General features: G+C 71.3%; 13 protein-coding genes and 1 tRNA gene. 2 read left to right on the top strand and 12 right to left on the bottom strand.

The genetic code is table 11. From position 1 onward, the window contains the following. From M0P34_RS07190 to M0P34_RS07160, 7 genes are all read right to left on the bottom strand, one after another. The coding region (locus tag M0P34_RS07190) for a hypothetical protein (protein ID WP_291497881.1) at positions 1 to 263 on the bottom strand (263 nt) is incomplete at its 3' end. After that, positions 260 to 937 (bottom strand): FAD-dependent thymidylate synthase, encoded by a 678-nt coding sequence (gene thyX, locus M0P34_RS07185; protein WP_291497879.1) that lies wholly within the window; start codon positions 935 to 937, stop codon positions 260 to 262. The genes M0P34_RS07190 and thyX, both read right to left, overlap by 4 nt. Next, positions 934 to 1,935, bottom strand: a complete 1,002-nt coding sequence (gene ruvB / locus M0P34_RS07180) for a Holliday junction branch migration DNA helicase RuvB (protein WP_291497877.1) — start codon at positions 1,933 to 1,935, stop codon at positions 934 to 936. The genes thyX and ruvB overlap by 4 nt, the downstream gene beginning before the upstream one ends. Before the next feature lie 2 nt (positions 1,936 to 1,937). After that, positions 1,938 to 2,549, bottom strand: coding sequence for a Holliday junction branch migration protein RuvA (ruvA, locus tag M0P34_RS07175; protein ID WP_291497874.1), 612 nt, complete (start codon positions 2,547 to 2,549; stop codon positions 1,938 to 1,940). Further along, entirely contained in the window at positions 2,546 to 3,058 is a 513-nt protein-coding gene (gene ruvC / locus M0P34_RS07170) for a crossover junction endodeoxyribonuclease RuvC (protein WP_291497872.1), read from the bottom strand. The genes ruvA and ruvC overlap by 4 nt, the downstream gene beginning before the upstream one ends. 12 nt (positions 3,059 to 3,070) lie before the next feature. Beyond that, entirely contained in the window at positions 3,071 to 3,820 is a 750-nt protein-coding gene (locus M0P34_RS07165; protein WP_291497870.1) for a YebC/PmpR family DNA-binding transcriptional regulator, read from the bottom strand. 69 nt (positions 3,821 to 3,889) lie between these two features. After that, complete coding sequence (locus tag M0P34_RS07160) at positions 3,890 to 4,486, bottom strand: RlmE family RNA methyltransferase (RefSeq protein WP_291497868.1); 597 nt, start codon at positions 4,484 to 4,486, stop codon at positions 3,890 to 3,892. Positions 4,487 to 4,613: 127 nt separating this feature from the next. On the opposite strand from M0P34_RS07160, the gene M0P34_RS07155 reads away from it, so the two are divergent. After that, entirely contained in the window at positions 4,614 to 6,224 is a 1,611-nt protein-coding gene (locus M0P34_RS07155; protein WP_291497866.1) for a glycosyltransferase, read from the top strand. Positions 6,225 to 6,283: 59 nt separating this feature from the next. Here M0P34_RS07155 and M0P34_RS07150 read toward each other — a convergent pair whose 3' ends face one another. From M0P34_RS07150 to M0P34_RS07130, 5 genes are all read right to left on the bottom strand, one after another. Beyond that, on the bottom strand, positions 6,284 to 7,486 hold the full coding sequence (locus M0P34_RS07150) for an MFS transporter (RefSeq protein ID WP_291497864.1): 1,203 nt from the start codon (positions 7,484 to 7,486) through the stop codon (positions 6,284 to 6,286). Between the two features lie 47 nt (positions 7,487 to 7,533). Next, the gene (locus M0P34_RS07145; protein ID WP_291497862.1) at positions 7,534 to 7,944 is read right to left on the bottom strand and encodes a MarR family transcriptional regulator; all 411 of its coding nucleotides are present in this window, start codon (positions 7,942 to 7,944) and stop codon (positions 7,534 to 7,536) included. A 299-nt stretch (positions 7,945 to 8,243) separates the two neighbouring features. Beyond that, entirely contained in the window at positions 8,244 to 9,647 is a 1,404-nt protein-coding gene (locus tag M0P34_RS07140) for an aminopeptidase (protein ID WP_291497860.1), read from the bottom strand. Between the two features lie 177 nt (positions 9,648 to 9,824). Next, a complete protein-coding gene (gene selA, locus M0P34_RS07135) occupies positions 9,825 to 11,222 on the bottom strand; it encodes an L-seryl-tRNA(Sec) selenium transferase (RefSeq protein ID WP_291497858.1) in 1,398 nt (465 codons plus the stop codon). A 161-nt stretch (positions 11,223 to 11,383) separates the two neighbouring features. Further along, positions 11,384 to 13,042, bottom strand: coding sequence for a Mur ligase family protein (locus tag M0P34_RS07130; protein ID WP_291497856.1), 1,659 nt, complete (start codon positions 13,040 to 13,042; stop codon positions 11,384 to 11,386). Between the two features lie 355 nt (positions 13,043 to 13,397). Here M0P34_RS07130 and M0P34_RS07125 point away from each other — a divergent pair. Further along, positions 13,398 to 13,474, top strand: a tRNA-Arg gene (locus M0P34_RS07125). Positions 13,475 to 13,860 lie beyond the last annotated feature (386 nt).

Raw genomic sequence — 13,860 nt, 5'->3', positions numbered from 1 at the left:
GACTTGTAGCAGGTGCGCCCGGCGGCCTCGATATGCGCCAGGACGCTTTCGGGATCGGGCAGGTAGCGCTCCCACACGCTGCGCGAGACGTGCAGCTCCGTGAGCAGCGCGGAGAGCTTCATGCCCTCGCGGGTCCACCAGCGGTGGCGGGGTTCGCAGTCCGCCGGGACCACAAGGATCCCGGCCTCGTCGATATACGGCCGCGCGCCGGGCACATCGTCCATCACCGCCCGGGCCGACGGGGGGGCCTCGGGCAGGCTCACGCCGCGCCCCCGGCCGCGCGGGCCGCGAAGTCCGCGATGTCGGCGGCGAACTGCTCGCGCAGGTCGTCGAAGACCACGGGGATGCGCCGGGCGAACTCGTCCAGCAGGGGCAGCATGATCTCGCGGATCTGCGGGTGGGCGGCGCCCGCGCAGCGCAGGCGCATGACGTGGCGCCACTCGCGCAGGTTGGCGGTCATGACGATTTCGGTCTTCAGGCTGTTGGGCAGCACGGACCTGGCCTCCTGGGCCTTGGCCCCGGCGGCCAAAAGCTCCAGGTAGGCCGCCTCGGCCTCGCGCATGGCCCGCTCCCAGCGCGCGTACGCCGGGCTGCCCTCGGCCCAGAACAGCGGGCGGATCACGGTGATCTCGCCGCCGAAGCGGTCCTTGGAATAATTGGCGTAGCGCGTGGACTCCTGGCTGTAGGACGCCAGCCGGTGGCGCACCAGCTCGTGGGTCACGCCCCGGTCGCAGACGAAGCGCACCGTGGCCGAAGCGTGCTCGATGACACTTTCGTGGCCCGAGCGCAGGATGCGCGCCACGAACTCGCGCCCCGAGTCCGGGGTGGTCCTGTCCTCGGACTTGTAGCAGGTGCGCCCGGCGGCCTCGATATGCGCCAGGACGCTTTCGGGATCGGGCAGGGCCATGATCTGGAAGCTCGCGTCGACTACTTTCACGAAAGGGTCCCCTGGCCGGAGGCGATGAGGTTCAGGTGGGTGTAGGCCTTGGCCGTGGCCACGCGCCCGCGCGGGGTGCGCTTCAGGAAGCCGCACTGCATGAGGTAGGGCTCGTATATCTCCTCGATGGTGCGCACCTCCTCGGAGCAGGCCACGGCCAGGGTCTTCACGCCCACGGGGCCGCCCGAGTAGTGATGGATGAGCACGGAAAGAATCTTGCGGTCCATGGTGTCCAGGCCCGAGCCGTCCACGTCGAGCCGCTCCAGGGCGGCTTCGGCGGCGGCGGCGTCCACGGTGCCGTCGCCCTCCACCAGGGCGAAGTCGCGCACGCGGCGCAGCAGGCGGTTGGCTATGCGCGGGGTGCCGCGCGAACGCCGCCCGATGACCAGGGCGCCCTCGGGCGTGAGCGGCACGCCCAGGATGCCCGCGGCGCGGGTGACGATGCGCGCCAGGTCCGCCGGGGCGTAGAACTCCAGGCGCGCGATGACCCCGAAGCGGTCGCGCAGGGGCGAGGTCAGCAGGCCGATGCGCGTTGTGGCGCCCACCAGGGTGAAGGGCTCCAGGTCGATCTTCACCGTGCGCGCCCCGGGGCCCTGGCCGATGACCAGATCGAGCTTGAAGTCCTCCATCGCCGGATAGAGGATTTCCTCCACCGACGGCGGCATGCGGTGGATCTCGTCGATGAACAGGATGTCGTGGCGCGCGAGGTTGGTCAGGATGGCCGCCAGGTCGCCGCTGCGCTCCAGCACGGGGCCGGAGGTGCTCACCAGGTTGACTCCCAGCTCGCTGGCCAGGATCTGGGCCAGGGTCGTCTTGCCCAGGCCCGGGCAGCCGTAGAGCAGCGAATGGTCCATGGCCTGGCCACGCTCCAGCGCGGCGGCCAGGAACACCCGCAGGTTCGCCCGCAGCTCGTCCTGGCCGATGAACTCGTCGAGCCTGCGCGGGCGGATGCCGTCGTCGGGCCCGGGCCCGCAGGCCGGAGGGGGAACGGGGGCCATGTTCATTCACGCGCCTTGGAGATGTGCCTGAGGGCCGCGCGCAGGGCGCCGGCCACATCCAGGTCGGGTTCCTCGCCCAGGACGGCTTCGAGCACGCCCCGGGCCTGGGTTTCATCATAGCCCAGATTGGTCAGCCCCGCCAGGGCGTCGCGGAAGACCGACGCCGCCGGGCCGGGCAGCCCCCCGGGCAGCGGCCCCGGGGCCACGCCGCCGGGGTCGAGCTTGTACTTCAGCTCGATGAAGATGCGCTGGGCGCTCTTCTTGCCGATGCCCGGCACCTGCACCAGGGGCATGAAATCCTCGCCCAGCACCAGCCGCCGCAGGTCGTCGGGGGCGAAGACCGACAGGACGGCCAGGGCCGTCTTGGGCCCGAGCTTGGTGATGGACAGCAGCACGGCGAAGGTTTCGCGCTCGTCCCAGGTGGGAAAGCCGTAAAGCTCCAGGGCGTCCTCGCGCACGATGGTCTGCACGAACAGCTCCACCTCGCCCTGGCGGGGCAGCCCGGCGGCGGACTGCGCCGTCAGGCCGACCTCGTAGCCCACCCCGCCCGGGGTCAGCACCACGCAGGAACTCTCGGAGCGCGCCACCACCGTGCCGCGCAGATAGGCGATCATGGGCGTTTCCCCGCCAGCCGGTCGAACCGGCGCTGGTTGAGGTGGCAAAGCGCCACGGCCAGGGCGTCGGAAGCGTCCTCGGCCCAGCCGGGGTTCTTCATGCCCAGGGACTGGGCGACCATCCAGGCCACCTGGGCCTTGGGCGCGTTGCCCACGCCCACGAGGTTCTTCTTGACCACCGTGGGCTCGTAGGCCGCCACGGGGATGCCCGCCACGGCCACGGCGGCGATGGCCGCGCCGCGCGCCTGGCCGAGCTTGAGGGCGCTCATGGTGTTGCGCGAGACGAACACGTTCTCCACGGCCGCCACGTCGGGCCCGTGGCGGGCCACCAGCTCGGCCACCCCGGCGTGGATGCGCCCCAGGCGGCGGCCCAGGTCCTTCTCCGCGCCGGTGGAGATGGTTCCGGCCTCCACAAGCCGGGCGCAGCCCGACACCTCGCGCACCAGCCCGAAGCCGGTGACGCGCGAGCCGGGGTCGATGCCCAGCACAAGCAGGCCGTCGTCCGCCATGACCGGGGCGGGCTAGCCCTGCTCCAGCTCGGCGAACAGCTCGTCGGGCAGCTCGGCGTTGTGGAAGACGTTCTGCACGTCGTCGTTGTCTTCGAGCTTGTCGATGAGGTTCACCAGCTTGCGCCCGGTGTCCACGTCCACGTCGATGTTGTTCTGGGCGACCATGGAAATCTCGGCCGAGGTGTATTCCAGCCCGGCGTCGTCGAAGGCCTGCTGCACGGCGGCGAAGTCCTCGGGGGCGCAGCGCACCTCCCAGGCCTCGTCGTCGTCCAGCACGTCCTCGGCCCCGGCCTCCAGGCCGGCCTCCATGATCTGCTCCTCGGCGTACCTGGACTTGTCGAAATACAGCAGGCCCTTCTTGTCGAACATCCAGGCCACGCACCCGGCCTCGCCCATGTTGCCGTTGGCCCGCGAAAGGATGTGCCGGACCTCGGCCACGGTGCGGTTCTTGTTGTCCGTGGCGGCCTCGACGAGGATGGCGATGCCCCCGGGGCCGTACCCCTCGTACTGGACCTCGAACATCTCGCCGCCCGCCAGCTCGCCCGTGCCCTTCTTGATGGCGTTCTCGATCTTGTCCTTGGGCAGGTTCACGGCCTTGGCGGCCTGGATGGCGGCGCGCAGCCGGGGGTTCATTTCCGGGTTGCCGCCGGTCTTGGCGGCGATGATGATTTCCTTTGCGGCCTTGGTGAAGGCCTTGCCGCGCTTGGCGTCCTGGCGCCCCTTGCGGTGCTGGATGTTGGCCCATTTGCTATGACCGGCCATGGTGTCCTCCGAATGCGATGAATGGGTGATATGGTCCTTGTGCCGCGCCCCCGGGGGCGCAGCGCCGGGTCATTCCCGGCCCAGGAAATCCTGGCCCACATAGAAGATTTCCTTGCTCTCCGGGCGCGAGCTCTTGGGCTTGAACGTCCTGACCTTGGCGAAGCCGGCCCGCAGGGCCTCGCGATAGGCCTGCTCGTCGGGCCCCTGGAACACCTTGACCACGAAGTGCCCGCCCTTTACCAAGGTCATGCGGGCCACGGCAAGGGCCTCCTCGCAGAGGTTCATGGAGCGGGCCTGGTCCGTGGCCTTGTGGCCGGTGGTGCTGGGCGCCATGTCGGACATGACAACGTCGAAGGGCCCGCGCGCGGCCAGTTCGGCCTCGAAGGACTCCGAGCGCTCGAACACGTCCTCGCGGAAAAAGGCCACGTTGCCGGGAAAGCCGGTCTCGGTGGACTGGATGTCCGCGGCCAGGACGAAGCCGCCCGGACCGACCTTCTTGGCGGCCCACAGGGTCCACGAACCCGGGGCGGCGCCAAGGTCGAGCACGGTCATGCCCGGCCGGAAGAGGCCGAAGCGCTTGTCCAGTTCCTGGAGCTTGTAGACCGAGCGCGCGGGATAGTTCTCGCGCTTGGCCCGCTCGAAATAGTGGTCTCGGTACTTCTTCATGTGATTGGCGATCCGCAGGGAAGCAATTCTTGTAACAGGCGAACCCCGGGGCCCGCAACACCCGCGTGCCCCCCCGGCGGCGACATGACCACACGCCCGCAGCGCGCGCGCATCACCAGAGCTGGGCATGCTCCAGACTCCCCCCGAGGGCCCGGCGCAGTTCGTCCGCCAGGGCCGGGGCGCCCATGTCCTGCTGCTGGGCGTCGGGCCGGACCCGGCCCAGGCGGCGGCCATGCTGCCGCCGGGCAGGGCGGTATACGTCATGGAGGCCCCCGGGTTCAAGACCCAGATGCCGCCCCAGTGGCACGCGGCCCTGCCCGGGCATTGGCGCTTCCTGGACCCCGCCGACCTGGACGAGTTCCTCATAACCGGAGCGCAGCTGTGGGTCTACCGCCCCGGGGTACGTCTGTTCCCGTCGTTCTGGGGGCCGGTGCTGGGGCGCTGCCTGTTCCTGGCCGGGCTGGGGGCCGGGGCCGCCCTGCCCTGCCCCGAGCGCTCGGTGCTGCTGCCGGGCTCCGAAGGCGACCTGCTGGTGCGCGAGCTGGCCTCGGCCCTGGCCGGGGCCGGGTTGGACGTGCGCGTGCTGCCCCCCCGGCGCACGGCCGAGCTGGTCCCGCCCCTGCTGCGCGAGCGGCGCCCGGCCCTGTTCCTGTGCGTCAACTTCAAGGGCCTGGACCCCTTCGGCGAGCTGTTCCACCTGCTGGACGCGGCGCGGGTGCCGGTATGCGTCTGGTGCGTGGACAATCCGTTCCACCTGGTCAGCGGCCTGCGCTCGCCCTTCTGGACCCGGACGCGGCTGGCGGTGACCGACGCGTCCTTTGCCCCGGCCCTGCGCCTGCACGGCGCGCGCGAGGTGCTGCACCTGCCCCTGGCGGCCTGTCCGGAGCTGTTCGCGCCCCGGGGGGGCGGGTGGGCCGCAGGGATCGGGGGGGGCGGCGCGGATTCGGGCCGCCCGGGCGGCGGGGGCGCGGCCCCAGGCAGCCACAGCGCCCCGGCGCCGGTCCGGAGCGGGCCCCCGGGCCCGGGCGCGACGGGCGCGACCCCGGAGCCGGACCTGGGCCTTGGCCAGCGCATGGTCTTCGTGGGCCGCTCGCAGTTCCCCGGGCGGGACAAATTCTTCGCGGGCAGCACCGTGCCGCGCTGGCAGTGGGACGCGGCCCGGGCCATGCTCGGCGCGGGCGGGCGGCCCGACTACCACTGGTGGGCCGAGCGCCTGGACATCTGGCCGCTGTGGCCCGGGGCCGAGGCCCGGCGCATCGGGGCCGGGGCCGACGCCGCCGGCCGCGAGCTGCGCGCCGCCTGCCTGGAGGCCGCCGCGCCCCTGGGCCTGACGGTCTACGGCGACCAGGGCTGGGCCGAGCGCCTGCCCGCCGGGGCCACCCTGCGCCCGCCCGTGGACTACTACGCCGCCCTGCCCGCCATCTACCGCCAGGCCGCCTGGACCCTCAACGCCACCAGCCTGCTGCTGCCCCACGGCCTGACCCAACGGCACTTCGACGTCTGGGCCGCAGGCGGCCTGCTGCTCACCGACGCCACCCCGGGCCTGGCCCTCTTCCCGGAGGAGCTGACCCGCGAAATCCGCTTCGCCACCCCCGCCGACCTGCCCGCCCTGGCCCGCCGCCTCGCCCCGGGCACCCCCCTGCGCCACGACGTACAAACCGCCTGGCGCACGGAAATCCTCACCCGCCACACCTACGCCCACCGCGTGGCCGCCCTGCTGGAGTGGCTGGGGGTGTAGGGGCATAAAGGCCAGGGGGGGCCGCAAAGCCCCCCCCCCCGCGACGGCCGGACCGCCCGTCACGCCGTGGCCGACGCCTGCCGGGCAGGGGCCCCCCTGCGAAGCAGAACCAGGATGAACGGCTGGAACAGGGCCATGACGATCGACAAAAGGCCCACCCATTTCATGTTCAGCAGCTCCCCTCCCGGGCCGGTGGACAGGATGGCCGAGGCCAGAAACGCACCGACACCGTTACTCAGGTTTTGCACGGACGCGAACAGCGACATGAACGCGGCCCGCTCGTGCGGCTCCGGGATCTTTGACGCCTCTGTCGTAGCCGACACGTTCCGCATGCAGACCATGCCCATGAACATGATGAACACAAAGAGCGGCGACGATGCCGGGTCATGCATGAATCCGTCGTACAGGAAAAACACCAGGAAGACTGTGCCCGCAACGTTTGTCGGAAGCGGGCCGATCTTGTCGGAAGCCCGGCCGCCGATCTGGATCAGCAGGAGGCTGAACACCCCGCCGACGAGGTAGAGAAAACCCAGCGAAGACCGGGGGAACCCCAGATTAAACTGAAAGTATGCGGAAATGTTCGGAATAATCGCATAGGACGAGATCATGGCCGTTGCCATCATGGCAAACGCCAGCAGGAACCTGCCGTTGGTGAACAGGCGCCGCGACGCAAGCGGCCGGTGTTCGCGCTTCAGGTGCTCCTTCATCGACGGGGTGAAGGCAAGGATGAGCCAGGACACGGCGAAACCGAGGATGGATATGGCATAAAAAGGCATGCGCCAGGTGCCCCTTTCGGCCAGTTCCAGCCCGAAGGGGATGGCCGCCACGGCCGAGACCGAGAACGTCCCCATGACAATGGCCATGGCCCGTCCCCTCCGCTCGGGGGGCACAACGTCGCAGACGATGGAAAAGGCAATGGCGGAAGCCGGCCCCCCGAAGAGCCCGGCCAGCACCCTCGCCCCGACCAGTGAGGGCAGGTCCCAGCAAAAGGTCGCCGCCAAAGTCGCCAGGGAAAGGCCGGACACGGTGACGAGGGCGACGTGCTTCCTGTCGAAACGGTCCAGGAATTTCGCGCAGACAATGCCCGAGATGCCCACCGCCAACGTGTAGCACCCGCAGATTATCCCGATATCCGAACTGGTGATGGGCAAATCCCTCGATATGTCCGGCCCCAGGGGCACGACCATCATAAAATCAACGATATTGACGAATTGCACCATCGCCGCGACCCAGACAATGAGATTTTCCTGTCTCTTGTTCATCGTCCCTTCTTTTGTATGGAGTCCATACGTTTAAAACAAAAAAAACACTAGTGGTCTTCAATCATCTCGTAGGCCAGACTGAGGAATCGCCCCAAAACCTCCCGGTTCTCGGCACTCAGGGAAGCGAGGAAGCGCTCCATCTCCTGGTGCTCCCGCAAGTGGTAGTCGGCATGGGCCTCGTAGGCGGCCATGCCCTTTGCCGTCAGCTGGACCAGCTGGCGGGTGTTGTTGTCCGCATCCACGGATTTCACCGCCAAACCCTTGGCTTCCAGCCTGTTCACGATCTGCGAGACCGTTCCCTTGGTTATGCCGATCAGCCTTGCGATTTCGGAAATGAACACCTCCTTCCGGTCCCCGATCAGCTGGATGACGTGGATCTCGCTCCGGTAGATGTCCACGTCCGTGCCAAAGGACTTGTGTGCCCTGGTCGTGTTCGAAATCCTTTCCACGAGCAGCATGTATTGTTCAACGATCGAGCCCATAAGCCGCATATTGTATCGACTCCATACGTTTGTCAACGCCCAAAACGGCGCCCCCTTGTGCGGGGCTGCGGCCTGCCCGGGCGCCAGCCGGGCGGCGGCCCTGGCCGCTTCGCAAACGTTTCCGGCGGGCGGGGCGCACCGCCGGGGGCCGAGCTGCCGCGGGCCGGACCGGGGCGCCGCGCAAACGACGACGCCCCCCGCCGGGGCGGGGGGCGTCCTTGGCCCGCGCGGCGCTTGCGACGCCGCGCCCTGTTGTCGTCCTGTCCCAGCCCGCCCTAGCTTTGCAGGAACTCGCGGTAGGCCAGGGTGGTGGCGTAGAGGTCGGCCTTGGAGCTGATCTCGAAGGGCGAATGCATGGAGAGCACGCCGGGGCCGAAGTCGATGATGTCCATGCCGTAGGCCGCGAGATACTTGGCCACCGTGCCGCCGCCGCCCAGGTCCACCCGGCCCAGCTCGGCCATCTGCCAGGGGATTCCGGCGCGGTTCAGCAGGTTGCGCAAGAAGCCCACATATTCGGCGTGGGCGTCGTTGGCGCCGACCTTGCCGCGGTGGCCGGTGAACTTGCAGAACACCGGGCCGTGGCCGAGCAGCGACGAGTTCAGCTTCTCGTGCACGTCCTGGTAGTCCGGGTCCAGGGCGCCGTGCACGTCCGCCGACACGGCGCGCGTGTTCAGGAATATCTCCGACAGCCGCGCGCCGGGCTCCCAGGCCCGGGCCAGGTCGTCCATGCAGTATTCGAAGAACAGGCTCTTGGCGCCCGTGGCGCCCTCGGAGCCGATCTCCTCCTTGTCCCAGAACAGCACAACCTGGGTATGCTCCGGGGCCTTGGCCGTCAGCAGGGCCTCCAGGGCGGCGAAGACGCAGATGCGGTCGTCCTGGCCGTAGCCGCCGATGAGCGAGCCGTCCAGCCCCACGGGCCGCGCCGGGCCCGCCGGAACGATCTGCAACTCGGCGGAGAACAGGTCCTCCTCCACCAGCCCGTACTTGGCGTTGAGCATGTCCAGCACGCGGCCCTTGACGCGGTTCTTCTCGTCGGCCGCGGCGCCGTCCTTGCCCTTGGCGGCCTTCCTGGCCCGGGGCTCGTGGCCGAAGACGATGTTCAGCTTCTCGGCCTCGAAGGCGTTGGCCACGGTCTTTTCCATCTGCCCGTAGGCCAGGTGCGGCAAAAGGTCGAGCACGGTGAACACCGGGTCGCCCGCGTCCTCGCCGATGTTGACCGCCACGGCCTGGCCGTCGGCGCGCACCACCACCCCGTGCAGGGCCAGGGGCCGGGCGAACCACTGGTGCTTGCGGATGCCGCCGTAGTAGTGCGTCTTGGCCAGGCCCACGCCGCATTCCTCGTAGAGCGGGTGCTGCTTGAGGTCCAGACGCGGGGCGTCGGCGTGGGCGCCCACCAGGCGCACGCCGGCGGACAGGGGCCGCTTGCCGCGCCGGGCCAGGAACATGGTCTTGCCGCGCATGTCGCGCCAGACCTTGTCGTGGCCCAGGTCGTCCTTGAATCCGGCCTTCTGCACCTGGGCGCGCACATATTCGATGGTCTCGCGCTCGGTCTTGCAGGCGGAGAGGAACTCCAGGTAACGGGCGGCCAGGGCGTCCATGGCCTTGCGGTCCTTGGGCGCGGCGTACACGTCCCAGCAGTTGCGGGTTTCGTATGTCAGGTCGGTCTTCTTCTCGGACATGGGGTCTCCTTGGGGGTCGTCTGCTGGCAGGCCGCCCCGAAACGGCGATCCGCCGCGTCAGCGAAAAAGCCGGAACCTCCGCGCATGCGAGGCACTCCGCGCGTTCCGGTTTTTTCCGCTTCCCTGCTTCTCGCCATCCTTGAACGGCCTGCGAAGTTCGCTTCTTTCACCAGTCAGCTAGGGAACCAGGGCCTGCCGCAGGGCGGCGGCCACCAGGGAAATCTCGTCGTCGCCCAGGGTGCGCGGGTCGAGGCAGAAGCGGTCGTCCTGGGTGCGGCCCACCAGGGGCGGGTCCGTGCCCAGCAGCCTGCGGCGCAGCTCCTCGGCGCCGGTGCCGTCGGCAGCGGCCACCGTGACCAGGGTCGTGGCCAGATCGCGCTCGGGGAAGGCGCCGCCGCCCACGCGCGACATGCCCGGCGCAAGGCCCACCTCCGCCGCCGCGCCCAGGTCGCGGCGCAGGCGGCGCGCCAGCCGCCCGGCCCGCACGCGCAGCTCCTGGGGCGTGGCGGTGATCATGCGCAGGGTCGGCACGCGGCGCAGGGCCGCCTCGGGCTCCAGGTAGAGCCGCAAGGTGGCCTCCAGGGCCGCGAGGGTCATCTTGTCGATGCGCAGGGCGCGGTTCAGGGGGTTCTTCTTGAGCCGCGTGATCCAGCCCTCGCGGCCGACGATGATCCCGGCCTGGGGCCCGCCCAGGACCTTGTCGCCCGAGAAGGTCACCACGTCCAGCCCGGCGGCCACGGCCTGCTGCACCGTGGGTTCGCCAAGGGGCCCGCCGCCCAGCTCGGCCAGGCTGCCGCTGCCCAGGTCCTCGACCACGGGCAGATTGTGGCGCGCGCCGATCTCCACCAGCTCCCGCGCGCCCACCTCGCTGGTGAAGCCGATCATGCGGTAGTTGGAGCAGTGGACCTTGAGCAGCGCGGCGGTGTTTTCGGTGATGGCGTCCTCGTAGTCGCGCGGGTGGGTGCGGTTGGTTGCGCCGACCTCCACCAGGACGGCCCCCGAGCGGGCCATGACATCGGGGATGCGAAAGGAACCGCCGATCTCCACCAACTGCCCGCGCGAGACGACCACCTCGCGGCCCTTGGCCAGGGTGTCCAGCACGAGCATCACGGCGGCGGCGTTGTTGTTGACCACCAGGGCGGCCTCGGCGCCCGTCAGGCGCGCCAGCAGGGCCTCCACATGGCTGTAGCGGCTGCCGCGCTCGCCCGTGGCCAGGGAGAACTCCAGGTTGGAGTAGCGCGCGCAGGCGTCGGCCACGGCGGTCATGGCCTCGGGGGCCAGGATGGAGCGGCCGAGGTTGGTATGCACCACCACCCCCGTGGCGTTGAGCACGCGGCGGAAATGCGGGCGGCAGGCCGCGCGGGCAAAGGCCGCCAGGGCCGGGCGCAGGACCGCCAGCTCCAGGGCGGCGGCGTCGGCCACGCGGCCCTCGCGGATGTCGCGACGCAGGGAATCCAGAAAAGCCGTGACCGCCTCGCGCAGCAGCGGGCGCGGCAGGGCCGCCAGGTCCGGGGCGGCGGTCAGCTCGGCCAGGGCGGCGTCCATGCTCGGCAGGCGGCGGAAAAGTTCGTGCATCGGCCTTGTCCTGTTGCTCGGGTGCGCGGGGCGCCGGGCCGCCACGCGGCGGGCCTCGGCGCATCGGGGATGCTACCCTGCCCGGGCCCGCCCCGCAAGCCCGGGCGCCCTCCCGGCGCGCGGGGCCGGGCCGAAAGACGCGCGCGGGGCCTCCCCAGGGCTCAGGCGCCCGGGGTGCGGGGCAGGGGCAGGGGCAGGTCCGGGCCCGGGCTGCCCAGGGCCTCGGGCCGCAGGGCGAAAAAGGCGCCCAGAAGATACAGCGATCCGCAGACGAGCACCGGCCCCGGGGCGCCCGCGCGGCCCCCAAGGCCGTCGGCCAGCTCCAGGGCCTGTTCCAGCCCCGGCAGGGGCACGGCGCGTGGCCCCAGGGCGGCGGCGCAGGCCCCGGGGGCCAGGGCGCGGGAAACCCCCGGCAGGGCGGGCAGCCACAGGGGCCCGTCGGTCAGTCCGGCCACCAGGGGCGCCATGCGCGCCAGGTCCTTGTCGGCCATGCAGGCGAAGATCACGGCTCCGGGGCGGGGCACGGCGCGCCCCACGGCCCGGGCCAGGCGCTCCAGGGCGGGCACGTTGTGCGCGCCGTCCAGCCAGAGCTCCGCACGCCCGGGGCCGCCGGGCACGCGCTGGAGCCGCCCCGGCAGGCGCGCCGCGCCCACCGCCCGGGCGCAGGCGGCGGGGTCCGACGCCCAGCCCCGGGAGCGGGCCAGCACCGTCCAGGCCGCCAGGGCCAGGGCCGCGTTCTCGCGCTGGTGCTCCCCGGCCATGGCCGGGGCCGGAGCCGCGGCGGGCAGCCCCGGGACCTCGTCGACGGTCATGAACGGCGCGCCGATCTCGCGGGCCCGGGCGCGCAGCACGGCCAGGGCCTCGGGCGGCTGCGGCCCGCTGACGGCGGGCACCCCCGGGCGCATGGCCCCGGCCTTGTCCCGGGCGATGTCCTCCAGGGTCGGGCCGAGCACGGCCATGTGATCCAGCCCCAGGGCCGTGAAGACCGTCAGGTCCGCGTCCAGGGCCGTGGTGGCGTCGTGGGCGCCGCCGAGGCCCGCTTCGAGCACCGCGGCGTCGCACCCCGCGCGGACGAACCCCAGGGCCGCGATGGCCGTGACGCACTCGAAATAAGTCAGCTCCGGCCCGCCGGAAGTGGCCAGCACGGCGTTGCCCAGCTCCGTCCAGGCCGCCTGGTCCAGCTTGCGCCCGTCCACCAGCACCCGCTCGCGCACGTCCACGAAATGCGGCGAGGAGTACAGCCCCGCGCGCAGCCCGTGGGCGCGCATGATCCCGGCCAGCATGAGCGACACCGAGCCCTTGCCGTTGGTGCCCACCACCTGCACGGCCGCAGGGCGCGGGCCCGCCCCGGCGCCCGGCGCCGCCGCCGGGCGTCCCGTCCGCTCCGCCAGCCCCAGGGCCGCCAGGGCCGCGCGCATCCGCCCCAGGCCGAAATCCATGTGGAACAGCCCCCGGGCGTCCAGATGGGCGGCAAGGTCCGCAAAACAGGCCAGGGGCACCGGGGGCGCGGAGGCGGCGGGCGCCGCCCCGGCCGGGCCGCTGCCCGAGGCGGACGCAGGGGCGCCCGGGCCATGCGCAGGGGCGACGGCGGGCGCCAGGGCCTGCGCAATGGGCGAAGCGGAAGCGGACGAGCCCAAGGCGGGTGCGGAAGTGCCCGCAGCAGGCGCCAGCGTGACGTCGGCCAGGGTCTGTGCGGAATCACCCGAAGCGGCCACCCGGGCGTCGTCGGCCGGAGCCTGCAAGGAAGGCGGGGCGGGCGCGGCCTTGGCCGGAGCGGATGCGGACTTGGCCGGGGTCTTGGACACGGGTCTGGCGGACATGATTCCTCCGATGGCCCGGGGCAATACCACGTTCCCCCGCGCCCCGCCAGCCGCCGCCAGCCCCCGGCCCGGGTCGCTCCCGGGGCCGGGTGCCCCCCGCGCCCGGGCCCGGGCCGCGTGGGTGCACGAACAGCACATGGCAAGCCTCTCCACCCGCGCCGCGCCTCGCTCGCCCCCCGCCAATTCCGCGCTCCGGGCCGCCGCCCGCGCTCGCGCCTCGGGCCGCGCTCAGCCCCTACCGGCGACCTCCGCCCCCCGTCTGCACAGCACCACTCGCCCCAGGCCCGGCCCCGGCTCCGGCCCCTTCCCTTGACCGCCCGGCGCGTCGTGGCATATAAGACGCATCCCCCAGCGCGCGCCAGTAGCTCAGTCGGATAGAGCATCGGCCTTCTAAGCCGACGGCCCCGGGTTCGAATCCTGGCTGGCGCGCCAAAATTTCAACGGGTTGCGGACCGTATCCGCAACCCGTTGCTTTCGTCTGGCTGGCCGGTGGACAGGCGCGCGGCCCGGCGGGCGGGGCACCCGGTCACGCAAGATGAGAAAATGACGCACCTGGAATGGGCCCGTCCAGGCGCGCAGCCGGGGGACGGAAGGCGAGGCTGATTCACGGACGCGGCGGCGCTGGCGGGTCCGCCCTGCGGCCCTACTGCCTTACTGGCCTGCGGCCATACTGCCCTGCCGCCCCACTGCCCTACCGGCCTGCGGCCTTGCCGCCCTACCACCCTGCGGCCCTGCCGCTTTGCCGCTTTGCCGCGTCGCTATTTTTCCCACAGCAGCAGTTCGATCTTGTAGTCTGTCCGCTCCACATAGACCCCGGG

Source organism: Desulfocurvus sp. (assembly GCF_023230885.1).
Taxonomy (GTDB): Bacteria; Desulfobacterota; Desulfovibrionia; order Desulfovibrionales; family Desulfovibrionaceae; genus Desulfocurvus.
The sequence above is the reverse complement of the archived record's forward strand: the minus strand, read 5'-3'. Positions and strand labels throughout refer to the sequence as shown.

Excerpts from the sequence above, each read along its gene's own strand:
- ruvB (WP_291497877.1), bottom strand. The coding sequence starts at position 1,935 with ATGGCCCCCGTTCCCCCTCCGGCCTGCGGGCCCGGGCCCGACGACGGC.
- ruvA (WP_291497874.1), bottom strand. The coding sequence starts at position 2,549 with ATGATCGCCTATCTGCGCGGCACGGTGGTGGCGCGCTCCGAGAGTTCC.
- ruvC (WP_291497872.1), bottom strand. The coding sequence starts at position 3,058 with ATGGCGGACGACGGCCTGCTTGTGCTGGGCATCGACCCCGGCTCGCGC.
- M0P34_RS07165 (WP_291497870.1), bottom strand. The coding sequence starts at position 3,820 with ATGGCCGGTCATAGCAAATGGGCCAACATCCAGCACCGCAAGGGGCGC.
- M0P34_RS07160 (WP_291497868.1), bottom strand. The coding sequence starts at position 4,486 with ATGAAGAAGTACCGAGACCACTATTTCGAGCGGGCCAAGCGCGAGAAC.
- M0P34_RS07155 (WP_291497866.1), top strand. The coding sequence starts at position 4,614 with ATGCTCCAGACTCCCCCCGAGGGCCCGGCGCAGTTCGTCCGCCAGGGC.
- M0P34_RS07150 (WP_291497864.1), bottom strand. The coding sequence starts at position 7,486 with ATGAACAAGAGACAGGAAAATCTCATTGTCTGGGTCGCGGCGATGGTG.
- M0P34_RS07145 (WP_291497862.1), bottom strand. The coding sequence starts at position 7,944 with ATGCTGCTCGTGGAAAGGATTTCGAACACGACCAGGGCACACAAGTCC.
- M0P34_RS07140 (WP_291497860.1), bottom strand. The coding sequence starts at position 9,647 with ATGTCCGAGAAGAAGACCGACCTGACATACGAAACCCGCAACTGCTGG.
- selA (WP_291497858.1), bottom strand. The coding sequence starts at position 11,222 with ATGCACGAACTTTTCCGCCGCCTGCCGAGCATGGACGCCGCCCTGGCC.
- M0P34_RS07130 (WP_291497856.1), bottom strand. The coding sequence starts at position 13,042 with ATGTCCGCCAGACCCGTGTCCAAGACCCCGGCCAAGTCCGCATCCGCT.